This is a genomic window from Halovivax cerinus (assembly GCF_024498195.1).
In the GTDB taxonomy this organism is placed as follows: Archaea; Halobacteriota; Halobacteria; order Halobacteriales; family Natrialbaceae; genus Halovivax; species Halovivax cerinus.
Window position 1 is genome coordinate 3,260,152 of the sequence record NZ_CP101824.1, and the last position, 25,971, is coordinate 3,286,122.

Genomic DNA, 25,971 nt, shown 5'->3' on the forward strand with positions numbered 1-25,971 from the left:
ATCCAATGATCCGACCGGATCCCCCAGCCCCTGACACACCGCCGACCCCCGTCGACGAGTCGTCCGTATCGAGGCGGGTACCTGCGACCGTCGCCGCCGCAGCGCTCGCCATCCTGCTCACGCTGGGCGTCGTCGCCACACCCGTCGAGGCGACGACGGCGGCGGAGCGTTCGAACCAGACCATCCTCGTTGGGGACGCTACCACGACCCCCGGCCAGGGTGCGTCGGTGGACGTCGTGCTGACGGACGCGCCCGACGGCCTGGCCGGCTACGAGCTGACGCTCACGCTGGAGGGCGACGGCGTCGCCTCGATTCAGGGCGTCAGTTACCCCAGCGAGTTCGGATTGACGTCGAACCCTGTCGTCGGCCCCGAGGGTCGATCGATCACCGTCGAAGCGGCTGACGTCGAAGACGAGATAGTGGCCGGCGACCGCGACGTCACGCTGGTGACGATCGACGTTACCGGGCACGAACCCGGCGAAACGAGCCTCAGTGTAACCGGTGCGCGGCTCGACGCGGACGGCGGCGACGCGATCGACGTGTCCGACGAGGACGGAACCATCGCCGTCGGAGGCGAGGACGCCGATGGGGAACTCGACGACCGAGACACGCCAGCCGAGAGCGAACTCCCCGGCTTCGGACCGATCGCGGCGCTCACCGCACTCGGCTGGGCCGGGTGGAGACGGTACGACGGTACCGCGACCGAACCAATTGGAGGATCGTCCGTACCAGGTTCGCCCTTCCGATCGCACGTAGCACCCGGCCGTTCGAAGACTCCACAACCGGCGGACCGGACCGAACGAGGTGACGAGTCGCGATAGGGAAGCGACTGGGTAGGGACGGTACCGGTGTGTAGAGAATGGAACTACTTTGATAACATATTGCCAATACACCAATAGAAAAATCGCCTTCGCGTGCTCCGAATGCAATAATACCACGGTGAACTCAACAATCGTAATAGTATAACTCATCGATAAATTAATATACTATTGATTGGATTCTTGAGACGGAATGCGACGACGACAAGCGATCAAACTACTCGGAACCGGAACGGTCGGTGGATCGGTGCTTTCGGGTACCGCATCGGCTGACATAACCAATCCTGGGTACGGCGGAACCGCACCGGAGTGGGAAGCGTTGTACGACCGCGGAGACATCGATATTGGCACGCGATCGACGCTCGTTATCGACTTCGTCAGCCACTCGCGGAGTCGGGGCTCGGCGACGTGGTCGAATCTGCAGGATCTGATCGATCATCTCTGGGACGATATCAACACGTCGTATCTGGACGGGATCCGGGCGTACTGGCACACCTGGAAGTACATCCACACCACGTACGACGACTCGGATCGAGTGGGATCGTCGGAAGCGTACCAGGACAAAGCGGCGACGCTACGATCCGTCTCGAATTACTCGGACTACACGGGACCGTTCCTCGTGCAACTGGACGCAGGTGACGTAGACGGCGGGAGTGGAACGACGAAATTCGGTGCGGGGTCGAACGATCCGTACGATCCGAACAACCCTGATCATCCCGTCGCGTTCGCAGAATACGGGACGGATCATCGATACACGATGTGTCACGAACTCGGTCACTGCCTCGTCAATTCGTCTGTGACGAACGTCGACCACGATCACTACCTCGCAAACTACGTGGAGTATTACGCTGACCCACCGAAAACTACGCTCATGGGCTACGAGGTAGAACACTTCGACGATGGAATGGCCGATTACCCCGACTTCCCCGAGGAACACACTGACCCCCTGGATTACGATCGACAAAACGAGTTCTCGTGTTTCTTCGACAACGCCATGTACGACACATATTACGACTATGCGTAAGAGAGACTGCGACACGGAGCATCAACATCAGTCGCGGACCGGACCAAATCATCGCACGTTCCGGCGAAGGGAGACGCCACCGTGAGATGTGAGACCGGTCGTCAGGCCACGGTGCGAGCAAGCGACCGCCTGTAACGGTGAGCGGTCGCTGGGCACACCATTTCCACGGTGACGGCGATTCGGGCATCAACCGGCGAAACGACCGGCGTCGATTCCGTGGAAATAGTCTTTCGGCCCATCGACTGTCCCCCGTGACACCTGCCACTCGGGCACTCGGAGGGGCATCGGACGCTTCCTCGCGTACGCGAACATCGATACAATATTACCGAATCCAAACCGAATTGCCGCACACATACAAGATAACTAAATGACAACTCCCCCTGATCTTGGACTATGGAATTATACAATCAATATATTAAGTATTTTAATCTAATTTATAGAGAAACCTATATTATAGCGGGGTTGGATTTTCAAGTGCAATGCGACGTCGACAAGCGATCAAAGTAGTTGGTGGAGCCACGATCGGTGGATCGGTACTGTCAACGACGGCATCGGCGGAGTCCGGATCGTACGGAACGTATCAGGAGTTGTACGACCGGGGCGAGATCGACGTCTCTTCCCGAAACACGCTCGTCGTCAATTTCGTCTCCCATACCGAAGCATGGGGGCTCGGGGCGTGGTCTAACCTCCAAGACGTGATCGATCACATATATGACGACCTGTATATCCCATATCTCACCGGAATCAGAGCCATCTGGCACACGTGGCCGTACATCTACGAGTACTACGACGACGATGACAAGGATGCGAGCGCGCAACTGTACCAGGAGAAGGCCAAGTACCTCCGTGAAAATTCGGCATACTCACACTACACCGGGCCGTTCCTGTTTCAACTACGGTCCGAACAGATGGAGGACTGGAACGGCCTGGCCGAAATCAGTGGCGATGACGCAGATCCGTTCGCCCCGGAAAACGACGACCACCCGATCGCCTGGGCCGAGCTCGGCACCGACGACAACTACACGATGTGTCACGAGATGGCCCACTGCATCGTAAACGACGAGTTCGCAGGCGTCGAGGACGACCACTACCTGGCCGATATCATCGACCGGAGTGCGAATCCGCCGAAAACCACCATGATGGGGTACGAGAAGAGCCACTTCGAAAACGGCCCCAACGACACGGACGAATACCCGGCGGACCACGTCGAGGGAGATACCGACGGCGACGGAGATATCGAGGTCGAGTACGACCGCCAGATGCAGTTCTCGTCGTACTTCGACGACGCGGTTCGAGATACCTTCTGGGAGTACAAATACAACAACTGAGAGAACAGCCTCGGTGAACATCCGCGGGCCAACACTCCCGATAGCTAGTTCGGAAACCGAGGCCGCATCTCCGTTCGAAGGAGTGGCGGAGACAACTGTTTTCCCGTCCGATGGAGAATCCGAGAGACAGCGTGCTACAGATACTCTCCCTGCTCACCCTGGCGCTAGTCGGGACGGCCGTCGTCTGGGTCGGAAGCACGAGGCTCGAAGACGCGGCGGCGAACCTCGCGGGCGCCTACGGCGTTCCGTCGGTGGTCCACGGGGCGGTCATCGCCGCCGTCGGGTCGAGCACCCCGGAACTCGTTAGCGTCCTCCTCGCTGCAACACGGGGTGAATTCGAACTCGGTGTGGGCGCGATCGTCGGGTCGGCCGTGTTCAATCTCCTCGTGATCCCGGGGATCGCCGTCGTCATCGGCGATGGAATCGAGACGAATCGCGATCTGGTCTACAAGGAGTCGCTGTTCTACATGCTCGCGGTGGCGACGCTGTTGCTCACGTTCTCACTCGCGGTGATCTACTACCCCGTCGAGCCCGCAAACGGCCTCATTAGCGGTGACGTGACCCGCGGACTCGCGCTGGTCCCCATCGTCCTGTACGTACTGTACGTGTTTACCCAGTACCTGGACGCGTCCGAATCGGAAACGCTGGCGGACGAGGGGGTCGATCTCGTCCGGAGCTGGGTCGTCTTTCTCGTCGGGCTCGTCCTGATCGTCGTCGGGGTGGAGGCGCTGGTACGGGCCGCAGTCGGCCTCGGCGACGCCTTCGGGACGCCCGCGTTCCTCTGGGGCATGACGATTGTCGCCGCCGGTTCGAGTCTTCCGGACGCCTTCGTCAGCATCGCCGCCTCACAGTCCGGTCGGCCGACGGTCTCTATCGCGAACGTCCTCGGCTCGAACACGTTCGACCTGCTGGTGGCGATCCCAGCGGGGGTCGTCGTCGCCGGTTCGCTCCAGATCACGTTCGACCACGTCGTCCCGATGATGGCCTTCCTCGTCGTGGCGACGGTCGTCTTCTTCACCATCTCACGAACGAAGATGTACCTCTCCCGTCGTGAGGGGTGGCTCCTGCTCGTCCTCTACGGGGGATTCGTCACCTGGCTCGTCGCGGAAAGCGTCGGGCTCACGCGTCTGTTGCCGACCTGACCGATCGAATTCTGACGTCCGGGCGGGTCACACCGGTGTCGTCGGCGATACCGGCAGATTCCGACGCGATGGGGAGGTACTACCGACGACCGACGGTATGAACGGGTATGGCAGACGACGAGACACCACGCTTCGACACGCGGACGATCCACGCCGGGCAGGAACCGGATTCGGCGACCGGCGCTCGCGCCCCGCCGATCTACCAGACCACGTCCTACGAGTTCGACGACACGGACCACGCGGCCGCCCTCTTCGGACTGGAGGAGTTCGGCAACATCTACTCGCGGATCATGAACCCGACGAACGCGATGTTAGAAGAGCGCGTCGCCAGCCTCGAGGGCGGCGTCGGTGCGCTCGCGACCTCGTCCGGGATGGCGGCGTTCGACCTGGCGACGTTCATGCTGGCGGAAGCCGGTGACAACATCGTCTCGGCCTCGTCGCTCTACGGCGGCACGTACACGTATCTTACCCACAGCGTCGCCCGCCGCGGGATCGAGACGAAATTCGTCGACACGCTCGACTACGAGGCGTACGACGCGGCGATCGACGACGACACCGCGTTCGTCCACCTGGAGACGATCGGCAACCCCGCGCTGGTGACGCCGGACATCCAGCGGATCGCGGACATCGCCCACGATCACGACGTCCCGCTGTTCGTCGACAACACGTTCGCGACGCCGTACCTCTGCAATCCGATCGAGCACGGCGCGGACCTGGTCTGGCACTCGACGACGAAGTGGCTCACCGGCGCCGGGACGACCGTCGGCGGGATCCTGGTCGACGGCGGTACCTTCCCGTGGGACGAGGGCGACTATCCAGAGATCGCCGAACCGAACCCCGCCTACCACGGCGTCAACTTCTACGAGACGTTCGGCGAGCAGGCGTTCGCGATCGCCGCCCGCACCCGCGGGCTACGCGATCTCGGCAACCAGCAATCCCCCTTCGACGCCTGGAACACGCTCCAGAAGCTCGAATCGCTCTCGCTCCGGATGGATCGCCACTGCGAGAACGCGCTGACAGTGGCGGAGTACCTGGACGACCACCCCGACGTCGCCTGGGTCACCTATCCCGGCCTCGAGTCCCACGAGACGCACGACAACGCGAGCGAGCACCTGGAAGGCGGCTACGGCGGGATGATAACGTTCGGCCTGGAGGGCGGCTACGACGCGGCCGAGACCGTCTGTAACGAGGTCGAACTGACGAGCCTGCTCGCCAACGTCGGCGACGCGAAGACGCTCATCATCCACCCCGGGAGCACGACCCATCAGCAACTAACCGAGGAGGAACAGTTGACCAGCGGCGTCACGCCAGATCTCGTCCGACTCTCGGTCGGGATCGAGGATCCCGCGGACATCGTCGCCGACCTGGAACAGGCAATCGAGGCCGCGAACTGATCGAACGATAGGGCACGCGATAATCGCTCATCGGGGCCGAGGAGTAAACGTATCACTCGTCGAGCTATTTTCCGGACGTGCCAAATTCGATAGACAGATCACCATCCGAGACATTATCGCGCCAATTCGTTCTCAGAAAGAATATTTTCTACCGATCTAGATAGAATTTGTATACGTACCGATACAGTTATATTCCGATACTATAGCATTCATTAACAGTTCGTGGAGGAGGGCACGGCAGACGAGGGACAAAGAGACACCGAACGGTGGACCCGGTCGTGGAGGAGATCCTGTCGACGGTGATCCCGTCGAACGGTCCAGAAGCGGGCTTTCGACGCGATAGGACAGCATACCCGACCGCCGTGGACACCGACCCGTCGAAACTGGTCATCCACGCGAACCGGAGGGACATGAATGACAGACGACATCACCGACCGAATCGAGCGACTCGAAACGCTCGTCGAACGGCAACAGGACCGACTCGAATCCCAAGAGAAGACGATCGACCACCAGCGAGAGGCGCTTGAGACACTCCTCGATGAGCGGGCATCGAGCGTATCGACGTCCGACACCGGACCGGCTATCGGACGACGAACGGCGCTGAAAGCGGGCGGCGCGCTGGCGCTACTCGGCGTCGGCGCCGGCACGGCGGCGGGGGACACACAGGGCCAGATCGGCACGGCGAGTGACCCGCTGGAAACGTTGTACGCGGACGCGGTACACGCAGGGGATGCGGGCGAAGTCACGCTGGGTGACACGCTGGACCTCGACGGGAACGCCGTCACGAACGGAGGGACGATCGAGGCTACAACCGGCGGCTCGACTGCGCTCAAAGGGGAAACCGGGGCAGTGGACTACAACGGAATCCACGGAATCAATACCGCCGATTCGGGCTGGTCCTGGGGCGTACGAGGAGAAACCAATTCGACGAGCGCAAACGCCTACGGCGTTCGCGGAGAGGCCAATGCCAGCAGCGGGCAGGCTACCGGCGTCGGGGGAGTGACGGACGCCGAGAACGATGGGGCGGCCGGCGTCCAGGGCGAAGCGACTGCGACCGTAGGAGAGACGTTCGGTGTCGACGGCGTTACCAAGTCGGCAGACAGTGAGGCCGCCGGCGTTCGAGGGAAATCAACTGGCAACAACTACGGCGTCGACGGACGGGTATACGACGACGAATCGGCCCTTCCGACGCTCGCATCGTTCGAATCGGCGGGCGTCTTCGGACGAACAGACAAGGCCGACGGCTGGGGCGTCGCGGGGTGGAGCGTGAACGATGACGGGATGTTCACGCGTACGGACGACTCCGAATCGTATGCACTCTTTGCCTTCAATAGCGCGAGTGACGGCACGGCCATCCATTCGAATGGTAACCTCGAAGTCGATGGTCACACGAGCGTGAGCAAGACGGGCCTGTCGGCGTACCTCTCGGCGAACCAGACGGTCGACACCGACACCACGACGACGATCGTCTTCGACCAGACGAACCGGGACGACTTCGCCGGCTACAACGCCACCAGCGGGCAGTACACGATTCAAGAAGACGGCGATTATCACGCTTCGTTCACTATCGACTGGCAATCGAACTTCGGCGACGGCGTCAACATCGGATACGAGTTGCAAATCAACGGCAATTTCACGGGTGGCGTTCAGGCCGACACGACCACGGCGACGTCCGGGCAGCGCATCTGTCGAGGGTTCAGTCGAACCCTGTTCGACCTCACCGAGGGCGACACCGTGGAAGTCGCCGTCTCGCAAGACTCGGGAGCGACGGCGGACATCTATGGGTCGGATCAAGAAACGTATCTGACGCTGTACAAAGTCGGATGATGGTGTACGCAGACCCACGCGTGCCGATACGCAAGACACGCTCCAGGACGGGAACCGCCATCCAACCCGGCTGGAATCCCGATAGCGAAGTGAACGGACGGAAGCTATTCCCTGGGCTCGGCGGCCGAGAGGTACCCCGATGAGCAATTCGACGCGCGGTCGAGGAATCGGTGTCGTCCTCGTAACGATCGTCATCGTGCTCGCGACGGTCGCCATCGGCCTCGGTTCGACTGCAGCTACCGCGAGTAACGCTATGGGTACTGCGGGTGCCGATGAGGTAGATATCGCGTGCACCGAAGGCGCGGGCGGAGGCGCGGTCTACGTCACCGACAGCGGACTCGCGGTGACGGACAACGACTCCGCCGCGAACGAATCATATCCGACGTTCCCGGACGACCGAACCGTGACCCTGGGCGACGGGAACACCGACTCCATCTCGTTCACCGCGGCGGGTGAGTCGTCCCTCAGAGTGGAGAAGCGAAACGGGACGCTCACGTGTCTGGTAGCCGTAAACGCCACGGAACACGCGATCACGATCGCACCAAACAACGCGTCAAACGTAACTGTCAACGGGTCGCTCGACGCGTTCGCGTTCGACGAAATCGACTTCGACGCGGACGACGAGACGGACCTGGTGACTGACGCGAACGAAACCGTGTCCGTGATCGTCCACGACACCGGACTGGACGAGGGCGAGACCGTGACGGTCGAGAGTCTCGACTCTGACGCCGTGGACGAGGACTTCGACGTCGACGGCGAGGGCGATCTCTCGCTCGATATTCCATCGGGAACGCATGATCTGGCGCTGTCGACAGCCTCGGGTGGCGGTGGTGGCGGAGGACTGCCACCACCGCCACCGGATACCGGCGGTGACGACGACCCGGCGTCGTTCGAACTCTCCGATCTCGAACTCGATACGGAGGAACTCCAGATCGGCGAGACGGTGACGGTGACGGCCACCGTGACCAACGTCGGCGACGAGACCGGTTCGCACGACGTGAAACTGGCGGTCGACGGCGAGACCGTCGCGGACACGTCGGTCACACTCACCGGCGGAAGCTCCGAATCGGTGTCGCTGTCCACGACGCTCGAGGAGACCGGGACGAGGGAACTGACGGTCGGCGGAGAGTCCGTCGGGACGGTTACCGTGACCGATCCCGACGACACCGACGGATCGGACGCGACGAGTCCGGACGGTGGAGACGGCGGAGACGCGGACGGGGAAGACGGGACCGACCGCGGTGGCATCGTGTTCGGTCTCGGTGCCGTGATCGCGCTGCTCGCTGTCGGTGGCGGTGTCGCCATCTATCTGCGCCAGTGAACGGCTGCAGCGGCCGACGCGACACCCCCGCATCGGCCCGGTCAGTAGAAATCGACGCGGGCCACCCTGCCGGCGCCGACGCACGTTCTGCGATCGATCCCTACACCACGCGGTTTCGCATGCCGTCAGGATTCCCCGCGGCGAGGTGTTCGAAGTTCTCGGCGAAGATCTCGGCGACCCGGTCGTAGTAGTGCGGCGTCGAGCCCGAGACGTGGGGCGTCACGAGGACGTTCGGAAGGTCCCACAGCGGCGAGTCGGCCGGGAGCGGTTCGGTCGAGAAGACGTCGAGTGCGGCACCGGCGAGGCGACCCTGTTGAAGGGATTCGACCAGCGCGTCCTCGTCGACGACGTCGCCACGGGCGATGTTCACGACGACGGCGTCGCGGGGCATGGTGCGCATCGCGTCGCGGTCGATCAATCCGCGCGTCTCGTCGGTGAGCGGGCAGGCAAGAACCAGGTACTCGGCCTGTCGGAGGACCTCGTCGAGTTCGTCCGCCGGGAAGACCGCGTCGACGGCGTCGGGCGCGGTCGACGGGTCGCGCTTCGTCCCGACGACGCGACAGCCAACGGCCGAGGCGAGTTCGGCGATCCGTCCGCCGATCGCGCCCAGCCCGACGATACCGACGGTCCGGCTCGCGAGTTCGCCGCCGCTGTCTCGGAGCCAGACGGCGTCGCGTTGGCGGTCGCGCGCGGCGAACAGGTCCCGCTCGATCCCGAGCATGGCGCCGAGGGCCCACTCGCCGATCGGTTGGCCGTGGACGCCGGTGGCCGTGGTGAGCGCCACGCCAGCCTCCGAGAGCGCGTCGAGGTCGAAGTGATCGTAGCCTGCAGTCGTTCCCTGGACCCACTCCAGGTCGGATTCACGCTCTAGCCACTCGTGGGGAACACTCGACGAGACAGCGATCGTCGCCGTCTCGATCCCCGACAGCGTCTCGTCGGGCGTGGTCGCGACGGTGACGTCGGCGTCGTCGAGTTCGTCGAATCGGACCGCGAGCCGTTCGCGATCCGCCCGGTCGTACCGGTGGGGAATCAGGATCTCGTGGGTACGCATGTGACTGTGCACGTCGGCCCGACCAATCGACTCTTTCGGTATCGAGTGGCGAACACGGACCGACGTCCACCGATCGGCAGTGACGCCAAAGAGACGACACCGGCACCAACGTGACGGCACCAGCCGACAGTGACGCCAACGAGACGGCACCGTCCCCTACGACGGGCTGAACTGACTCACGGCTGCCGTTTCGGATCCAGCGCATCTCTGAGGCCGTCGCCGACGAGTTTGAGCGATACCAGCGTGACGGCCAGTGCGATCGTCGGGAACGTAGAGACCCACCAGATTTCGTGCGGATCGATTTCGAACCCCGCGCCGAGTTTGAACCACGGCGGATCGATCCCCTCCTGGATGGTCGATCCCCACGAGTACGTCTCGACGTGGTGAAAACCGAGGAACGCGACGCCGGCTTCGACGAGGACGAGAAGTGCGAGGAGGTGGAAGACGGCGGGGACGAGCGTGTTCGTTACGTTGGGGATGATGTGTCGACGCCCGATGTAAGACGCCGACCCGCCGAGGCTCCTGGCGACGAGAATGTACCCTGCTTCCCGCCGTTGCAGGGTTTCGCTGCGGACGAGGCGAGCGACGCCGTCCCAGCTCAGGAGGCCGAACGTAACGAGTAACATTGACATCCTCCCCGCTCTGAAGGGCGAGGATTCCCGACCGCCGATGGGATATTGTGGTTTACGACGTAGCCTGTTCTCGCGGTGCGAAGCATCCGCTCTCTGAATCGAACAAGTACGTCGATGGCTGTGCCAACCAGCCGTTACTCCTATTCACTGAAAGACTCGGTGAACTCGGAGATACTTTCTGTCGAATGTTCTCAGCGCCGTTCACGTCCGCGTTCGCCACCAAGCCGCATTCGCCGCACACGTACAACCCGCGTTCAACGCGGTTCGCCTTGCGTTCCCGACCACAACACGAACACGACTTCGACGTATCACGCTCGGAGACCTGCTCGACTGTAATACCTTCCATCTCGGCTTTGTATTCGAGCAGGTCGGTGAATCGGTTGAACGCCCACGAGTGCAAGTCGAGATTGCCGTGCTTGCCCCAGTTTTTCGACTCTCCGTTCTCTTCGTCCTCGCGGATGCCAGAGAGGTCTCCCACTACAATCGTTCCAACACCTTCCTCAACGCATCGCTGCACGATGTGTTTGGAGAGGGTGTGGAAGTAGTGAGTGCGCCGTCGAGACTTCTTCTGATTCAACCGCGTGGTCTGCTCGGAATCCGAGTCGTCACACCGAGCAATATGCTTACTGAAGTAGTAGTCGTCCTGTTTCAGGCAATTCAGCGGATACAGTTCGCTGTGACCGTCCTCGTAGGCGAGTGCCGCGAAGTTGTTGATGCCGAGGTCAACACCCACGGTTTTCTCGCCGGGTGCTTCAGCGACTTCGGTTTCGACTTTGCACACGAAGTGTAGTTCCCACTCGTCACCCGTCCAGACTGCACGTACTTGCTGAACGTTTTCTACGGTTGAGAGGTCAACTTCAGGGCGAGTTTCGTACTCGCAGAGTATGAAGTCCGACCAGTACTCTTTGAGATTCGACCCCTTCGAGAGTCGGACGCGGTTGTACTGGGTGTCGAGTTTGAAGCCAGCGGCTTTGAACGTGACTGTGCTTCTCGGGTGGTCGTCGTCGTGTTTGCGGTAGCCGGGTGGGTTCGCTCTCGTATCTCCGTTGCGTCGTTTGCCGTACCAGCCGTTGAACGCTTCAGCGAGTTCTTGAAGGACTCGTTGACTTGACTGAGAATGTAGGTCATCGTAGCGTTCGTGTGACTTCAAGTACGCGGTGAGTTCGTCGTGTTCGGGGATGTAGTCGATTTCATCCCAGACACGACTGATTGTCCACCGTCCGACGTTCCAGAGTTTACTGGCGGCGAACCCGAGCGAATCAAGGTCATCCGACACCTGTTGCTGGTTCCGAATGGAAGCAGTGATGGTGCGTGTGACGACCTGTTTCGCCATACGTAACCTATGTAGACAAACCTACTCGAAGGTATGGATTGCGCCGCGTGGAATATCCTGCCGTGCTATCGAATGGGTGTAGGGTAGGATAGTGTCGGATTCATCCACGTCCTTGAAAACGCGAAGCGTTTTCAGTTGCAGCGAGAGCGAAGCTCTCGCCATGCCCCTAAAGGGCGGGGCTTTCTCCTTGATTCTCCGTAATCGATGCGTTCTGTCTCCCAGGTACCGAGGAGGTAGGTTCCGGTCGAACGATCGAACAGGAAGAGGACGAGACAGAGACAGATACCGAGTGTGAAGACGATTCGCTCCCCCGTTACACACCGACCAGACCGACTGATACGTTTCCCGTCGACCGCCTCGAATCGCTGTCCGTCATCGGATCGGCTCACAACGTGTCGAGGATACAACTGGACTTCGATAACTGTTTCGTCACCTGAACGTTCTCGATTCTGTGGACGGTCCCACTGTATGGGTCGATCGAAGATGGAACGCACTCCGCCTGGAGACCTGTTCGTGCGACGACGCACCGCGATACCGAACACTCGTTTCACACGACGCGAGGTTCGAACCCATCACACATCAGGCTCGAACTCACCACGGAAGCGCAGTTCCGTCAGAACGGATACTCCCGCGGTTCGCGCTGGATCGAGACCCACTTGGTCGTCGTCAGTTCGTCGAGGATCGAGTCGGCGTTGTAGCGCCCGAGGCCAGAGTGTTTCATCCCGCCGAAGGGGACGTGCGGTTCGTCGTTGATCGGTTGGTCGTTGATGTGAATCATGCCCGTCTCGATGCCGTCGGCGATACGTCGCGCCTGCGCCTCGTCTTCGGAGTGGACGGACCCGGAGAGACCGTGTATCGTGTCGTTCGCCAGGGTCACCGCGTCCGCGTCGTCGGTGTACGGAATAACGGGTGCGATGGGACCGAAGTGTTCGTTACACGCCGCGGCCATGTCGTTGCTCGCATCGGAGAGCACCGTGGGTTCGACGACCAGACCGTCGCTCTCACCGCCCGTTTCGACAGTTGCACCCGCGTCCACGCTCTCCGCGACGAATTCGAGCATCTGGTCGCGCTGACTCTCGTCGATGATCGGCCCGATGATCGTCTCCTCGTCGCGCGGATCGCCGGCCGAAAGCCCCGCCGCACGGTCCGCGAGGGCGTCGACGTACTCGTCGTACAGCGATTCGTGGACGAGGTGGCGATTGATCGAGATACAGGCCTGTCCCTGGTGGAGGAAGGATCCGAAGACGCCGCCGTCAACCGCCCGGTCCAGGTCCGCGTTCTCGGTGACGACGTGGACGTTGTTCCCCCCGAGTTCGAGCGCGGGAAGGGCGATGTTGGCAGCGGCTTTCTGGGCCACTCGCTGTCCGATCTCCGTCGATCCGGTGAACGCCAGAACGCGGGGCGTCTCGTGTTCGGCCACGGCGTCTCCGATCTCGGATCCCCGACCCGGTAGGGCGTTCAGGACGCCGTCGGGGAGACCCGCCTCGTCGAAGAGCCGAGCGAGCAGGAGTCCGCCAGTGATCGGCGTGTTCGAGGCGGGTTTCAGGACGACGGCGTTCCCCGCAGCGATCGCCGGCGCGACGGCACGCATCGAGAGGTGAAACGGGAAGTTCCACGGCGAGATGACGCCGACGACGCCCACCGGCACGCGTTCGACGACGTTCGCCTTCCCGGGGACGATGGAATCACGATGCTGGCCTGCCATCGTGAACGGATATCCGGCCGCCACCTGCATCATTCCCTTCGCCGTCTGTAACTCGGCGACTGCCTTCACCGACGCGCTCCCCGACTCGACAGCGAGGAGGTCGATCACGTCGTCCCAGTGGTCCTCCAAGAGACGAATGGCGCGAGTGACCACGCCGGCCCGGCGCTGTGGCGGCTGATCGGCCCAGGCCTCCTGGGCCCGCGCTGCAACGCGGTACGCCTCGTCGACGTCGTCGACCGTCGCTGCCGGGACGCTGGCGATGGGCTCGCGCGTGTACGGGTTCTCCACGTCGATCGAGTCTCTATCGCCCGGCGCGACCCACTCGCCGTCTCTGTAGAAGGCGTTCCAGCCGGAGTCGGGTGACAGGGGCAGATCCGTCATACGGGACCCACCCCGTCAGGTCGCATAATCCACTGACTGGCGTACGCAACCGTCCCCTCCTAGCACCGGATCGATCCGTCGACCGGACGACGCTACGGGAGTTCCGCGTTCGGCATGACGAACGAGAGGGAGACGTACGCGACCGCTACGACGAGCAGGCCGATCGGGAGCGCCGGAACGAACGATTCGGCGACGAACAGGTAACTGAAGTACGTGAGACCGCCGGAAACGAGGGCTAATCCGGCGGCCAGTCGGTGAAACGATCGGACGGGGTGGCTATTCGCGTTCGATTCCATCCCGGGGAGACCGTCGTCCACCTCGGAGCTGGCGATAAACAGCGGTAGAAACAGGAAGATGCCGGTCCCGACGAACAGTCCGGCGAGCGCGCCCGCGACCGGATCGCCGAAAACGAAGAATCCGACGACTCCGAACGCGACGACGTCGATACATCCGAACACCGCCCCCAGCAGGTTCGGTGAGAGCGGACCGTCTTCGAAGCCGGTTTGGTCCTGTGTCGACTCGGCTGACGAGTTCATACGTTCACGTCGCAACGGGAGAAACATAACACTACCTCCTCGCTCCGAGAACCCGCGATCGACGGATCCCGCGCTCCGTCGTCGAGTCAGGGTCCGACGCGTAGTCGAGCGAAAAACCGGGTATGAGAGGCGACAAACCCGCCGTGGACGAAGACAGTGACCCGACCGTAATCGGACACTGCGAACCGGCCGCAATTCGAGACGAAGTCACCCGCCGGTCCGGAAGGACAGATCGAGCGATGGGGCGGAGTGCGTGAGGCTACCCATCGAGACGACGTCGACGCCGGTCGCGGCGTACTCGGCCACCGACTCCAGCGTGATCCCGCCACTGGCCTCTGTCAGTACGTCTTCGTGACCGGCTTCCGACAGGGTTTCGAGCGCGGACCGCACCGTCTCGGGATCCATATTGTCGAGCAAGACGACGTCCGCGCCGGCCGCCGCGGCCGTCGGTGCGTCGACCGGTCGCTCGACTTCGGCTTCGATCTTCGTCGCGAAGGAAACGCGGTCGGCGACGTGCTCGATCGCTCCCTCCAGGCCCAGCTCGGCGACGTGGTTGTCCTTCACCATGACCATGTGCGAGAGGTCGAGCCGGTGAGTGTCGCCGCCGCCAGCCACGACCGCGCGTTTCTCGAGCCCACGGAGGCCAGGCGTCGTCTTGCGTGTCGCGGCGATCCGGACGTCGGCGGCCGCCTCGCTCGCTCGGTCGACCGCCTCGCGTGTTCGCGTCGCGACGCCCGAGGCGTGCCCGACGAGGTTTACAGCGACGCGTTCTCCGCGAAGTACGGCCCGTGTAGACCCGGACACCGCGAGAAGTTCGTCGCCCGGGTCGACGGACGTCCCGGATTCGAGTCGATCCGTAACACTCGCACCCAGATACTCGAAGACGCGAGCGGCGGGGTCGATGCCGGCTGCGACGCCGGCCTCCGTGGCGAGGAGGCGACCGGTGGTCTCACCCGGAACCTGATTGGTCACGTCGTGGTGACCGAGATCCTCGCGAAGCCAGCGCTCGATCTGCGAATCAGTGATCATGTGATCGGTATCCGATCCGTTCGCCGGCGGCCGCTTATCGCCACCGATTTCGGCGGGAGTACCGTCACCAGTCGGTCCGTGACTGGGTCCAGAGCGGCAGTGGTTTGTATCCCCGACCGCCAACGCTCCGATGAATGGCCGATTGGGACGGATCACGACGCGAGTTCCTCACGGCCGGAGCCGTCGCACTCGGCGTGAGCACCGCCGGGTGTTCGTTCGGGAGTAGCTCCGATCCGCAGTCTGGTCCATTGCGCTTCGACGGCGTCGACGAGGCCTTTAGAGAACGGACGAAAGCTGTCTACGACCAGCTCTCGGAGATGGTCGGCGCGTCGATCTCGGACCAGACGACGATTCGGCTCATCGACGCGGACGAGATGCGCGAACGGGCCGGGACGTTTCAGGTGGTCGGCGGGTCGACGACACAGAAGCTCGCCTATCGTGCGCTCGGTCTGCTCCGGCAACTCGACGCCGAGCGACCGCTCGAATTCGCCGGCGCGTACTACCCGGGATCGACGACGATCCGCCTCGTCGGCGCCGACGAGGGCGACATCGACGATCAGCTCCTCGCCCACGAACTCTTCCACGCGATTCAGTTCCAGACGGCCGGCGTAACCGACTGGGACCGCAGCTGGTCGATCGGATTCGACCGGTACGCCGCCCAACAAGCGCTCGTCGAAGGGGCAGCCATGTTCGCAGAGGACGAGTACGTCGATGGCTGTGGGGGCGACTTCGCGGGCTGTCACCTCCCGGGTCCGACGCGCGTCGACCCGGACACCCTCGATCCCGCCCTCCTGCTCACGTACGGCTCGTACTTCAACGGACACGACTTCGTCGCCGCGCTCGCAGAGCGTGGTGGGTGGGACGCCATCTGGGACTGTCACGACGACCCGCCGTCGTACTCCGGACAGGTTCTCAGGCCCGAGTGGTATCCGGACCGAGAGCCGGAGTCGGTCGCGCCGCCGACCGAGCCCGAGGGTCGCTGGACCCGCCTCGATACCGAACGGCTCGGGATGCAAGCACTTTTCACCACCCTCTGGCACGAGGGCGTCCTGCCCGGCGATGCCGTGTACACACGGGACGCTGACGCGACGGACGAAGTGTACACCTCGCTCGTCCGATTCCGCTCCCCCGTAACCGACGCCTTGCGCGGTGACGCGTTCACCGGGTTCGAGTCGGACGCACCCGACGATGGACGGGAAGACGGACCGTACGCGTGGCTGTGGCGGATCAGGTTCACCGATACTGCAGCCGCGGAGACGGCGTACGAACGGTTCCGCCACTGGGCCGAGACGCGCGGTGCGGGGACGGATCTCGACGACGTTTGGCACCGCGACGGTCGATTCGAGGCGCTCGCGCTAGACGGCGACGACGTCGTCGTGACCGCGGCCCCGACGATGGACGACCTCGTCCAGCTATCACCGGTTCGAGTAGCCTGACCGCGTCACGGCGCTCCCCTCGGCAGGACGAACCGGTTACTGACCCGAGGGCGCGTTGGCGACCGCATCGTCGATCACGTAGTGACAGCCGACCGATTCGGGGTTCTCGCGGGCCGCTCGGGCGATTAGAAGCGCCGTTACGCAGGCGTTTCGCAGTTCGTAGAGGTCCCGACTCGTCCGCGTCCGGGTGTAGGCGTCGACTTCGCCTTTGAGTCGGCGGAGTACGGCGCCCGCCCGGCCCAGTTCGTCCAGATCGCGTTCGAGACCGAGGTACTCGTCCATCGTCCGTCGCAGCCGGGTGAACTTCTCGGCCGCGAATCGCGGTGGGAGCGCGGGATCGGTATCACGGAGTTCGGGTGGTTCGACCGGCGAGTGGTCGAGCGACTCGGTCGCGTTCGCGGCGTCTTCGCCCGCGCGAAGCCCCCAGACGAGGCCCTCCAGGAGGCTCGTGGAGGCGAGGCGGTTCGCCCCGTGGACCCCGGTCCGGGCGCACTCGCCGACGGCGTAGAGACCGTCAAGCGACGCCCGGCCCCACCGATCGACGTCGATTCCGCCGCAGAGGAAGTGTTCGCACGGCGCGACGGGGATCCGATCGCGGTCGAGACCCCGGTCCGCACACGTTGCGGCGAGGTCCGGGAACGACTCGTCGAACGGTTCGTCGAGGGGGCTCACGTCCAGGACGACCTCGCCCGTTCGCTCCCGTTCGGTCGCTACCGCCCGCGCGACGACGTCACGCGGCGCGAGTTCGGCGTCGGGGTGGACGTCGGGCATAAATCGCTCGCCGTCGGCGTTCAACAGGTGTGCACCGTCGCCCCGTACCGCCTCGGAGAGCAGGAAGGGGTCGTCGCCGGCGAACGCCGTCGGGTGAAACTGGACGTACTCCATATCGGCGACCTCAGCACCGGCCAGTGCAGCCATCGCGATGCCGTCACCCGTCGACCCCTCGGGGTTCGTCGATCGAGTGTAAAGCGAGCCGATCCCGCCAGTCGCCAGGATCGTTCGATTCGCGTAGACGGGCAGACCCGATTGCGTCTCGTCCGTGAGAACACCGTGGACGGCCCCTTCGTGAGTCAACAGTTCGAGCGCCGCAGTGTCCTCGCGGACGTCGATCCGGTCGTGGGCGTCGACGTGGGAGAGAAACGGTCGGAGGATGTGCGTGCCGGTCGAGGCGTCGACGTGGAGGATGCGATCGGTGGAGTGGGCAGCTTCCCGTGCGTAGTCGAAGTCGTCTCCGTCGGCATCTGGGCCAGTGCGATCGAATCCGATTTCGAGCGTCTCGATGAGGACGTCGCGGACCGCCGCGTCGGCATCGTCTACGAGGACGTTGACGGCGTCCTCGTCGGCCGTGTTCGAACTCGCCTCGACTATGTCGCGTTTGAACGAGTCGGGGTCGCCACCAGTCGTGGAGATGCCGCCCTGCGCCCAGTCGGTACTCGCTTCGTCCGGTCTGCTCGCCTTGGTGAGGAGACAGACGTCGCTTCCCTCGCGGGCGGCGCCGAGCGCGGCCGCACAGCCTGCGATACCCGACCCGACCACCAGGACGTCGGTCGACGCCGACGGACTGTCGTCGTCCCGTTCGGCGTCCGTGTCGTTCGTCATCGTCAGACCTCCAGCATCCGCTCTAGGGCGACGCCGGCGAGTTCCTTCTCCTCGGGGGCGACCTCGATCACGTTACGCTCGCGGCCGGCGACGAGTTCCTCCAGGACCCAGGTGAGGTAGTTGGGATCGATCTGGCGCATCGCGTTGCAGTCCATGCAGGCGTCGCCACAGAGCGGGAGGACCTCGACCTCGGGGTGCCAGCGCGAGAGGTGTTCCGTCAGGTGGATCTCGGTGCCGATCGCCCACGTCTCGCCCGGCTCCGCGTTCTCGACCGTCTCGCAGATGGTACTGGTCGACCCGACCACGTCAGCGGCTTCGACGACCTCGCGGCGGCACTCGGGGTGGACGACGACCTGCGCTCCGGGGTGCTCGGCGCGAACCCGTTCGACGTGGTCGGCCGTAAAGCGCTCGTGGACCTGGCAGTAGCCGTCCCAGCAGATGATGTCGGCCTCGGCGACCTCGACCGGTTCTTTCCCCGCCGGATCCCAGGGATCCCACGTGACCACGTCGTCTTCCATCCCCAGGCGGTGAGCCGTGTTCACGCCGAGGTGTTTGTCTGGCAGGAAGAGGACTTTGTCGCCGCGGTCGAACGCCCACTCGAACGCGCGGTGGGCGTTCGATGAGGTACAGACGAGCCCGCCTTGATTCGCACAGAACGCCTTCAGGTCGGCGTAGGAGTTCATGTACGTGATCGGGACGATCTCCGCGTCGGGCGCCGCGGCCGTGATCTCCGCCCACGCGGCGTCGACCTGTAGGGCTTCGGCCATCCCGGCCATCGGGCACGAGGCCTCCATGCTCGGCAGGATCACCGTCTGGTCGTCGTCGGTGATGATATCCGCGGACTCGGCCATGAACGTCACGCCGCCGAAGATCACGTACTCGGCGTCGGCCTCGGCCGCCCGCTTCGACAGTTCGTACGAGTCGCCGACGAAGTCGGCGTGCTCGACGATCTCGCGGCGCTGGTAGTTGTGCCCCAGAACGACCACGTCGTCGCCGAGTTCCTCCAGGGCCGCCTCGATACGAGGCGTTCGTTCGGCCTCCGAGAGCGTTCGGTACGCCGTCGGGAGTTGTTCTAAGTTGTCGTACTTGAACAGGCTCAGGTCCGTCTCGATGTCCGCAGTTTCCATCGTAACCATGGCGATACCTGGTAGTACTGACCCCTCGAATCGCTACCACGAAAAGATTTTATCTTCAATCGGCGGTTTCGACTGATGTTGTCCCGACAGACCGCCCGGGGTGGCGAACATATTCGCCCAGGTCGACGCCATCGCGTCGACCGCCGACCCCCTCGGGCTATCCGTCATGCGACGAGCGGGAACCGACGCCCTCTCCAGGGAACCCAGAAACCATCGGCCGTCGATAGTCGACGAAACCGACTTGGAACGGGCGAATCGCAGATCGATCGTGCGGGCGCCCCGCCGACTGGCCGGGAATTCAGCGAACGTCGAATCGAACGTGGGAAATATTCGTCTCTTCGGGTCTTCACCGGATATGGAGCCACTCATTTTATCAATACGGACCGATATTCTTAGTCCATGGCAGTCGTCAGTGTCTCGATGCCGGACGAACTTCTCGAGCGACTCGACCAGTTCGCCGAGGAGCACGGCTACACGGGGCGGAGTGAAGTGGTGAGAGAGGCCTCACGAACCCTCCTCGGAGAGTTCGAGGAAAAGCAACTGGAAGATCGGACGCTCATGGGCGTCGTCACGGTACTATTCGACTACGAAACGACGACGGTCGAAGAGCGGATGATCTCGCTGCGTCACGAGTACGAACGCCTCGTCGCGTCGAACTTCCACAGCCACGTCGGCGATCACTTCTGCATGGAGCTGTTCGTCCTTGAAGGCGATCTCGAAGATATCTCGACGTTCGTGGGCAAGATCCGCGCGACGAGTGACATTCTGACGGTCGATTACTCCGTCCTCCCGGTCGACGACGTCGACCCCCTTCGAACCGGCGGACACTAGCCGACGGACCGACGGTCGGTATCCGGTGACGGCTCGAAGCGGCCGGGCAGGCGACGCCTGGAGTGTCCGGCTCAACTGCTGTACGTCGATCGGGTAGGACCGAGACCGCGGCCAGAGCGACCGGTCCCGTCACCGTTCTCGGGGGGCTGGGTACGAGGGCGAACGACGCACTCTCAGCGACGCTGTACACGTCGGGATCGACCGGTTTGAGTCCGAACCGACATCTGGACGACCGGAGCGTTCCATCGGCGACACGGGGCAATCGAGGCGACCGTATCCTCGGCTACCGGACGATACCGAGCAGAAAGACTCATTTTGGCCTCGTGATTGGGTAGGGATGAGAATGGAGCGCCCCAGCGAAATCCTCGGCGTGTCGCCGGATGCATCCATCGCGACGATACGCGACCGCTACCGGGAGCTCCTCACCGATCACCACCCCGATCAGGGCGGCCGTCGGGAACGATTCCTCGAGATCAAACGCGCCTACGAGGAACTCACCGGTGAACGGCCGCCCGCCGGGACGACGTCCAGAGCGCTGTCCGCCGAGCCGATTCGGCCGGACGCCCCCACGTTCGACGCCGAGGCGGTCGAACGGGTGACTGTCACGCCCTCCGTCACCGGGGAGCTGCTGACGCTCTCGCTCGTCGGATTCGCCGATTCGATCGACGTGGGGCGACTCGCCGCGACACCGGGGATCGGTTCGACCCTCGACCGGCCGGTCGCGTGTTTCGAGGTTTTCAATACCGGGTCACAGGCCTGCCAGTGGCGTGGCCCGTCGGAGACGCGCTTCATCGGAACTGACGGATTCATGTACGAGGCCGCGTCGCTGCTCGCGCCGGGACGGTCGTCACTCCCCGACGACTGGTGGCCCGGTCCAACGACACTCGAACCCGGAACCGGGCTGCGCGCCGTCGTCGTCGCCGACGAGTTGCAGAACGACGCCACTGTCGACCGCATCGTGTACACACAACGGGGCGCTACGGCTGGCGGGTCGACCACCGAACGGTACCTCTTCGAACTCGATCGCGAGGCGCGAACCCGTCTCGATCCGCTCCCGTTCGACGTCGAGTCCGAGTAGCGCCGAACAGGAAGACAAGAGGGAAAGCGATCGACTCGAAAGGACCACGTAATGGTTACTGTCCGACTTCGCGAGCGGATCCGCACCCGGACGGCGGCGAGCACGGCGCTCCTGACCGTGATCGGCTACGGACTGGTGCTCGGAACCTTCCTCCTCGACGCGCCGATCTACCCGGATCTCACCCAGGACCAGACCAACGTCCTCACGCACGCCATCGCCGTCATCAACGCGACGACGACGGTCCTGCTTATCGCTGGCTGGTACTGGATCCGGAACGGGCGTGTGAACGCCCATCGACGCGCGATGTCCGGCGCCTTCGGGACGATTTTGCTGTTCCTCGTCGTCTACCTCCTCAAGGTAGGTGGCGGCGGGACGAAGTACTTCGAGGGACCCGACCCCGCGTACTACGCGTACATCCTCATGCTGGCAGTTCACATCGTGCTGTCGATGGTCGCCGTGCCGGTGGTCCTCTACGCACTCTTACTCGGGTTGACCCGGACACCCGCGGAACTGCGCGATAGCATCCACGCTCGCGTGGGCCGAGTCGCCGCCGGATCGTGGATCCTGAGTCTCGTCCTCGGAATCGTGACGTACCTCATGCTGAATCACATCTGGGACTACTCTTTCTGAACGAACGGGCCCTCCCGATCCCACCGAATTCTTCGACGCGCGGTCGGTTCACGATTCCGTCTGTGGAATCGACCGGGCGCCGATCCAGAACAGGACGAGCGACGCACCCGTGAGGACGACCAGGTTCCCGATCACCGGGTCGAGGCCGAGGACGGGACCGTAGTCGGCGGCCGGATACGTCGCCGCCCGGACCCCGCGCGCGAAGTACGAGAGGGGCGAGAGATCGACCAGCGGGAGGAACCACGCGGGCAACTGCGACGGGTTCACGAACGTCGCGGAGAGAAAGAGCACCGGCAACCCGATCGCATTGCTCGCCGCCACGGCGCCATCCTGCGATTCGGTATAGCTTCCGAGGGCTGCACCGAGTCCACAGAAGCCGACGACACCGACGAGGACGTACACGGGTAACAGCGCCGAGAACGCGACGGTCGCACCGGTGAGGGCGACGACCAGCACGAGGATCAGTGCGGCCGCGATCGTGATGATGACCGCGTTGACGATCGTTTGCGCCAGGAGCCACTCGGTGCGCCCGAGCGGTGTCGTCGCGAGCTTCTCGAACCGGTTGCCCTCCCGGTGGCGAGCCACCTCGCTGCTCATCCGGGAGAGGGGCGTAAAGAGCACGACGGTGGCGAGGTACCCGGGGACGTAATAGCCCGCCGGCTCCGCGAACAGTCCGCCGCCGCCCGAGCTGGTCCGGACGAGCGCGCCGAAGATGATCACGAGGATCGCCGGGAAGAAGAACGTGAAGAAGACGGCCGTCCGCCGGCGGACGAACGCCCGCCAACCGGCACTCACAGCGCCGCGGATCCGTCGGAGGCGCGCGGCGGGCGAATCGACAGCCGTCACGGGCGACCACCTCCGGCATCGGAGACCGGCGGGTTCGACGTCGCACTCGCCTCACCAGCGACCGAGTCACGCCCGTCCGGCTCGGAACCGGTCTCCGCGTCCGCGAGCGCGTAGTAGACCGCCTCGAGGCCCGGCTCCGTCCAGCGGAGGCCGGTGTACCCGATTCCTGCCGCCGACAGGTCGTCCGCTACCGACCCGATGTCGGTCGGGTCGACGTCGTGGACGATCAGATGTGATCGATCCCGCTCGATCCGGTTGGGGAGTGTCTCGCGCGCTGTGGCGAGGAGGTCATCTGCCGTCGTCGACGGGGCGTCCGTATCGATCCCCGTCTCGGCCTGCTCGACGACGAGTCGGTCCGACCCGGCGTGGCGGTCGACGAGCGCGGCCGGCGACCCGACGTCGAGAACGGTGCCGTCGGCGAGCAGGCCGACGCGATCGGCCAGACGCTCGGCCTCGGCCATGTCGTGGGTCGTGAGGAGGACAGTCGTGCCAGCCGCCGCGAGGTCTTCTATCAGACGATGGATCGTTCGCCGGCCGGCGGGATCGATCCCCGTCGTCGGTTCGTCGAGCACGAGTACGTCGGGGTCGTTTAACAGCGTACTCCCGACGCACGCGCGACGCTGCTGCCCGCCGGAGAGGTTCTCGTACCACGTCTCCGCCGAGTCTTCGAGTCCGACCTCGGCCAGGACGGTGTCGGGATCGCGCGACTCCGGATACAGCGACGCGTAGTAGGCGAGGAGTTCGCGTGCGCTCAAGCGGTCGGGCGGCGAGAACGACTGGGGGAGGACACCGAGGCGGCTGGCGTCGACGTCGGCAGGTGACGCCCCGAGTACGGAGACCGAACCCGAGTCCGGGGAGACGGTCCCGGTGAGCGCCCGAACGAGTGTCGTCTTGCCGGCACCGTTCGGCCCGATGAGGGCGAACACCTCGCCGGCGTCGATCGAGAGTGACGCGCCGTCCAGGGCGATCGTCTCGCCGTAATGCTTCGCCACGTCCTCGGCCACGACGACCGGATTCATGCGCCGGGGTAGGCAACCGACCGGGGTAAGGTGTTCGATTCCGGTCCCGTAACCCACCGCGGGCTGACTCCACGGGTCCAGACCGAGTCCGATGGCAGGCCCAACCGATATGCGTCGACCCGTGGTCCACCCTGCCACCATGACGGACGTCGGCTACACCCTGTCCAGCGAGGAGCACGGTCCGGACGCGTTGATCGAGCAGGCCAGGCGTGCGGAGGAGGCCGGGTTCGACTTCGTCTCGATCTCCGATCACATCCACCCGTGGGTGACCGCCCAGGGCGAGTCGCCCTTCGTCTGGACGACCCTCGGCGGCATCGCCGCCGCGACGGACGAGATCGACGTCGGTGTCGGCGTCACCTGCCCGACGACGCGCATCCATCCGGTGAACGTCGCCCACGCCGTCGCGACCGTCGCCGTCCTCCTGGGTGATCGGTTCACGTTCGGCGTCGGGACGGGGGAGAACCTGAACGAACCCGTGACCGGCGACCGCTGGCCGGAGCACGCGATCCGACTCGATCGACTCGAAGAAGCGCTCGACGTGATGCGGGCGCTCTGGACCGGCGAGAACACGAGCCACCGCGGCGACCACTACACGGTCGAGAACGCGAAGCTGTTCACCTGCCCCGACGAGCAGCCGACGACCGTCGTGAGTGCGTTCGGCCCGCGGACGGCCCAGTGGGCGGCCGACCACGGCGACGGCCTCTGGTGTTCGGGCCCCAAGGGAGACGTCGTCGACGCGTTCGACGACGCCGGCGGGAGTGGACCGACGATCACCCAGCTCCACGGCTGTTACGCCGAGAGCGAGTCTGCGGCCGTCGACACGATCTACGACAGCTGGCCGAATGGCTCGCTCCCGGGGGAGCTGGGCCAGGAACTCCCCACACCGAAACACTTCGAACAGGCCGCGACCATGGTCGAACGAGACGATATCGCCGAGTCGTCGACGCTCACCGATCCCGACCCGGAACCGTGGATCGACTCGTTCGAGACCGCCGTCGACGCCGGCTTCGACCACGTCTACGTCCACCAGATCGGGCCCGATCAGGCCGCGTTCTTCGAGTTCTTCGAAGACGAACTGGCACCGGTACTCGCCTGAATCCGACGCCCGGCGGAGGTCGGGACGATGTCGAACGATGTGCCACGCCAGAAGGGACACCGACCAGCTGGTTCCGGGCGATGGTACCGACGCCGGCGTTTATTACTCGGAGCGGCGTAGACTACCCACATGGGGCGGGACGTTACCCCGAGAACCCGACGTGGCTACCTCACGACCGTCGGGTCCACGGCCGCGACCGTCTGGGTGAGCGGGTGCACCGGTGGCGAACCGCACCCGTCGAACGAATCGACGAACGCCCCCTCGTCGAATCCCGACGATCAGCCGATCCACGCCGGCTACGAGACGACCGAAGTGGCCGTCTCGACGCAGGATGGGGACCCACTGGGATCCGTTACGGCCGCAATCGCCGACACGCCCGAGTTGCGACGGCTGGGGCTGAGCGACACGGAACGACTCCCCGACGACCGCGGCATGCTCTTCATCTTCGGCCGCGACCGCGACCGCCAGTTCGTCATGCGCGAGATGGACTTCGGGATCGACATCGTCTACGCCGGCGGATCCGGGACGATCACCCGAATTCACCACGCACAGGCACCCGGGCCCAACGAAGACGGGGAGAACCAGCGGTATCCCGGTCGGGGCCAGTACGTCCTCGAGGTTCCCTACGACTGGACGACGGAGCGGGGCGTCGAATCCGGTGACCGACTCGACTGGGGTGAGTGACACCGATAGTGATGAGTTTGCTCCGCCCGAGATGCACGCACCGAGCCGCGGGGCTCTCCGCCACCAGAGGGGTTTTTTCGGTGCCGGTAAAACAC

General features: G+C 64.0%; 22 protein-coding genes and 1 pseudogene. 13 read left to right on the forward strand and 10 right to left on the reverse strand.

Annotation, left to right across the window (positions count from 1 at the left end):
• Nucleotides 1-5 precede the first annotated feature (5 nt).
• The 7 genes from NO366_RS15475 (at nt 6) to NO366_RS15505 (ending at nt 8,854) form a co-directional block, all read left to right on the forward strand.
• Nucleotides 6-821: a hypothetical protein gene (locus tag NO366_RS15475; RefSeq protein ID WP_256531685.1), complete on the forward strand. Its 816-nt coding sequence runs from the start codon at nt 6-8 to the stop codon at nt 819-821.
• A 190-nt stretch (nt 822-1,011) separates the two neighbouring features.
• Nucleotides 1,012-1,842, forward strand: coding sequence for a hypothetical protein (locus NO366_RS15480; RefSeq protein ID WP_256531686.1), 831 nt, complete (start codon nt 1,012-1,014; stop codon nt 1,840-1,842).
• A gap of 479 nt (nt 1,843-2,321) precedes the next feature.
• Nucleotides 2,322-3,170, forward strand: coding sequence for a hypothetical protein (locus NO366_RS15485; protein WP_256531687.1), 849 nt, complete (start codon nt 2,322-2,324; stop codon nt 3,168-3,170).
• 131 nt (nt 3,171-3,301) lie between these two features.
• Nucleotides 3,302-4,312, forward strand: a complete 1,011-nt coding sequence (locus NO366_RS15490; protein WP_256531688.1) for a sodium:calcium antiporter — start codon at nt 3,302-3,304, stop codon at nt 4,310-4,312.
• A gap of 107 nt (nt 4,313-4,419) precedes the next feature.
• Nucleotides 4,420-5,706: an O-acetylhomoserine aminocarboxypropyltransferase/cysteine synthase family protein gene (locus NO366_RS15495; RefSeq protein ID WP_256531689.1), complete on the forward strand. Its 1,287-nt coding sequence runs from the start codon at nt 4,420-4,422 to the stop codon at nt 5,704-5,706.
• A 414-nt stretch (nt 5,707-6,120) separates the two neighbouring features.
• Nucleotides 6,121-7,533 (forward strand): autotransporter outer membrane beta-barrel domain-containing protein, encoded by a 1,413-nt coding sequence (locus NO366_RS15500; RefSeq protein ID WP_256531690.1) that lies wholly within the window; start codon nt 6,121-6,123, stop codon nt 7,531-7,533.
• A 139-nt stretch (nt 7,534-7,672) separates the two neighbouring features.
• On the forward strand, nt 7,673-8,854 hold the full coding sequence (locus NO366_RS15505) for a CARDB domain-containing protein (RefSeq protein WP_256531691.1): 1,182 nt from the start codon (nt 7,673-7,675) through the stop codon (nt 8,852-8,854).
• Between the two features lie 100 nt (nt 8,855-8,954).
• Here the strand turns inward: NO366_RS15505 and NO366_RS15510 are convergent, their stop codons facing one another.
• The 6 genes and pseudogenes from NO366_RS15510 to nadC form a co-directional block, all read right to left on the reverse strand.
• Complete coding sequence (locus NO366_RS15510; RefSeq protein WP_256531692.1) at nt 8,955-9,905, reverse strand: D-2-hydroxyacid dehydrogenase; 951 nt, start codon at nt 9,903-9,905, stop codon at nt 8,955-8,957.
• A 176-nt stretch (nt 9,906-10,081) separates the two neighbouring features.
• Nucleotides 10,082-10,531 (reverse strand): annotated as a pseudogene (locus tag NO366_RS15515) (ABC transporter permease subunit); the annotation flags it as partial.
• Nucleotides 10,532-10,589: 58 nt separating this feature from the next.
• Complete coding sequence (locus tag NO366_RS15520; RefSeq protein WP_256531694.1) at nt 10,590-11,870, reverse strand: RNA-guided endonuclease InsQ/TnpB family protein; 1,281 nt, start codon at nt 11,868-11,870, stop codon at nt 10,590-10,592.
• 613 nt (nt 11,871-12,483) lie between these two features.
• Nucleotides 12,484-13,956, reverse strand: a complete 1,473-nt coding sequence (locus tag NO366_RS15525) for an aldehyde dehydrogenase family protein (protein ID WP_256531695.1) — start codon at nt 13,954-13,956, stop codon at nt 12,484-12,486.
• A gap of 92 nt (nt 13,957-14,048) precedes the next feature.
• Nucleotides 14,049-14,492, reverse strand: a complete 444-nt coding sequence (locus tag NO366_RS15530) for a hypothetical protein (RefSeq protein WP_256531696.1) — start codon at nt 14,490-14,492, stop codon at nt 14,049-14,051.
• 207 nt (nt 14,493-14,699) lie between these two features.
• Nucleotides 14,700-15,521 carry a carboxylating nicotinate-nucleotide diphosphorylase gene (gene nadC / locus NO366_RS15535; protein ID WP_256531697.1) on the reverse strand — a complete coding sequence of 274 codons (822 nt, stop codon included), beginning with the start codon at nt 15,519-15,521 and terminating at the stop codon, nt 14,700-14,702.
• Between the two features lie 134 nt (nt 15,522-15,655).
• Between nadC and NO366_RS15540 the strand changes: the two genes are divergently transcribed.
• Nucleotides 15,656-16,957, forward strand: a complete 1,302-nt coding sequence (locus NO366_RS15540) for a hypothetical protein (protein WP_256531698.1) — start codon at nt 15,656-15,658, stop codon at nt 16,955-16,957.
• 36 nt (nt 16,958-16,993) lie between these two features.
• On the opposite strand, the gene NO366_RS15545 is transcribed toward NO366_RS15540, so the two are convergent.
• The gene (locus NO366_RS15545) at nt 16,994-18,556 is read right to left on the reverse strand and encodes an L-aspartate oxidase (RefSeq protein WP_256531699.1); all 1,563 of its coding nucleotides are present in this window, start codon (nt 18,554-18,556) and stop codon (nt 16,994-16,996) included.
• 2 nt (nt 18,557-18,558) lie between these two features.
• On the reverse strand, nt 18,559-19,692 hold the full coding sequence (gene nadA / locus NO366_RS15550; protein ID WP_256531700.1) for a quinolinate synthase NadA: 1,134 nt from the start codon (nt 19,690-19,692) through the stop codon (nt 18,559-18,561).
• A gap of 399 nt (nt 19,693-20,091) precedes the next feature.
• Between nadA and nikR the strand changes: the two genes are divergently transcribed.
• The 3 genes from nikR (at nt 20,092) to NO366_RS15565 (ending at nt 22,231) form a co-directional block, all read left to right on the forward strand.
• Complete coding sequence (nikR, locus tag NO366_RS15555) at nt 20,092-20,523, forward strand: nickel-responsive transcriptional regulator NikR (protein ID WP_256531701.1); 432 nt, start codon at nt 20,092-20,094, stop codon at nt 20,521-20,523.
• A 343-nt stretch (nt 20,524-20,866) separates the two neighbouring features.
• On the forward strand, nt 20,867-21,601 hold the full coding sequence (locus tag NO366_RS15560) for a J domain-containing protein (protein WP_256531702.1): 735 nt from the start codon (nt 20,867-20,869) through the stop codon (nt 21,599-21,601).
• 51 nt (nt 21,602-21,652) lie between these two features.
• Nucleotides 21,653-22,231 (forward strand): DUF420 domain-containing protein, encoded by a 579-nt coding sequence (locus NO366_RS15565; protein ID WP_256531703.1) that lies wholly within the window; start codon nt 21,653-21,655, stop codon nt 22,229-22,231.
• 48 nt (nt 22,232-22,279) lie between these two features.
• On the opposite strand, the gene NO366_RS15570 is transcribed toward NO366_RS15565, so the two are convergent.
• A complete protein-coding gene (locus NO366_RS15570) occupies nt 22,280-23,077 on the reverse strand; it encodes an ABC transporter permease (protein ID WP_256531704.1) in 798 nt (265 codons plus the stop codon).
• Nucleotides 23,074-24,096: an ABC transporter ATP-binding protein gene (locus NO366_RS15575; protein WP_256531705.1), complete on the reverse strand. Its 1,023-nt coding sequence runs from the start codon at nt 24,094-24,096 to the stop codon at nt 23,074-23,076. The genes NO366_RS15570 and NO366_RS15575 overlap by 4 nt, the downstream gene beginning before the upstream one ends.
• 139 nt (nt 24,097-24,235) lie before the next feature.
• On the opposite strand from NO366_RS15575, the gene NO366_RS15580 reads away from it, so the two are divergent.
• Both NO366_RS15580 and NO366_RS15585 read left to right on the forward strand, forming a co-directional pair.
• Entirely contained in the window at nt 24,236-25,192 is a 957-nt protein-coding gene (locus NO366_RS15580) for a TIGR03557 family F420-dependent LLM class oxidoreductase (protein WP_256531706.1), read from the forward strand.
• A gap of 129 nt (nt 25,193-25,321) precedes the next feature.
• Entirely contained in the window at nt 25,322-25,876 is a 555-nt protein-coding gene (locus NO366_RS15585; protein ID WP_256531707.1) for a DUF192 domain-containing protein, read from the forward strand.
• The last annotated feature ends 95 nt before the right edge of the window (nt 25,877-25,971 follow it).

What these genes read in the sequence shown, in the direction of transcription:
- NO366_RS15475 (WP_256531685.1), top strand. Translation starts at nt 6, where the DNA reads ATGATCCGACCGGATCCCCCAGCCCCTGACACACCGCCGACCCCCGTC.
- NO366_RS15480 (WP_256531686.1), top strand. Translation starts at nt 1,012, where the DNA reads ATGCGACGACGACAAGCGATCAAACTACTCGGAACCGGAACGGTCGGT.
- NO366_RS15485 (WP_256531687.1), top strand. Translation starts at nt 2,322, where the DNA reads ATGCGACGTCGACAAGCGATCAAAGTAGTTGGTGGAGCCACGATCGGT.
- NO366_RS15495 (WP_256531689.1), top strand. Translation starts at nt 4,420, where the DNA reads ATGGCAGACGACGAGACACCACGCTTCGACACGCGGACGATCCACGCC.
- NO366_RS15500 (WP_256531690.1), top strand. Translation starts at nt 6,121, where the DNA reads ATGACAGACGACATCACCGACCGAATCGAGCGACTCGAAACGCTCGTC.
- NO366_RS15505 (WP_256531691.1), top strand. Translation starts at nt 7,673, where the DNA reads ATGAGCAATTCGACGCGCGGTCGAGGAATCGGTGTCGTCCTCGTAACG.
- NO366_RS15510 (WP_256531692.1), bottom strand. Translation starts at nt 9,905, where the DNA reads ATGCGTACCCACGAGATCCTGATTCCCCACCGGTACGACCGGGCGGAT.
- NO366_RS15520 (WP_256531694.1), bottom strand. Translation starts at nt 11,870, where the DNA reads ATGGCGAAACAGGTCGTCACACGCACCATCACTGCTTCCATTCGGAAC.
- NO366_RS15525 (WP_256531695.1), bottom strand. Translation starts at nt 13,956, where the DNA reads ATGACGGATCTGCCCCTGTCACCCGACTCCGGCTGGAACGCCTTCTAC.
- NO366_RS15530 (WP_256531696.1), bottom strand. Translation starts at nt 14,492, where the DNA reads ATGAACTCGTCAGCCGAGTCGACACAGGACCAAACCGGCTTCGAAGAC.
- nadC (WP_256531697.1), bottom strand. Translation starts at nt 15,521, where the DNA reads ATGATCACTGATTCGCAGATCGAGCGCTGGCTTCGCGAGGATCTCGGT.
- NO366_RS15540 (WP_256531698.1), top strand. Translation starts at nt 15,656, where the DNA reads ATGGCCGATTGGGACGGATCACGACGCGAGTTCCTCACGGCCGGAGCC.
- NO366_RS15545 (WP_256531699.1), bottom strand. Translation starts at nt 18,556, where the DNA reads ATGACGAACGACACGGACGCCGAACGGGACGACGACAGTCCGTCGGCG.
- nadA (WP_256531700.1), bottom strand. Translation starts at nt 19,692, where the DNA reads ATGGTTACGATGGAAACTGCGGACATCGAGACGGACCTGAGCCTGTTC.
- nikR (WP_256531701.1), top strand. Translation starts at nt 20,092, where the DNA reads ATGGCAGTCGTCAGTGTCTCGATGCCGGACGAACTTCTCGAGCGACTC.
- NO366_RS15560 (WP_256531702.1), top strand. Translation starts at nt 20,867, where the DNA reads ATGGAGCGCCCCAGCGAAATCCTCGGCGTGTCGCCGGATGCATCCATC.
- NO366_RS15565 (WP_256531703.1), top strand. Translation starts at nt 21,653, where the DNA reads ATGGTTACTGTCCGACTTCGCGAGCGGATCCGCACCCGGACGGCGGCG.
- NO366_RS15575 (WP_256531705.1), bottom strand. Translation starts at nt 24,096, where the DNA reads ATGAATCCGGTCGTCGTGGCCGAGGACGTGGCGAAGCATTACGGCGAG.
- NO366_RS15580 (WP_256531706.1), top strand. Translation starts at nt 24,236, where the DNA reads ATGACGGACGTCGGCTACACCCTGTCCAGCGAGGAGCACGGTCCGGAC.
- NO366_RS15585 (WP_256531707.1), top strand. Translation starts at nt 25,322, where the DNA reads ATGGGGCGGGACGTTACCCCGAGAACCCGACGTGGCTACCTCACGACC.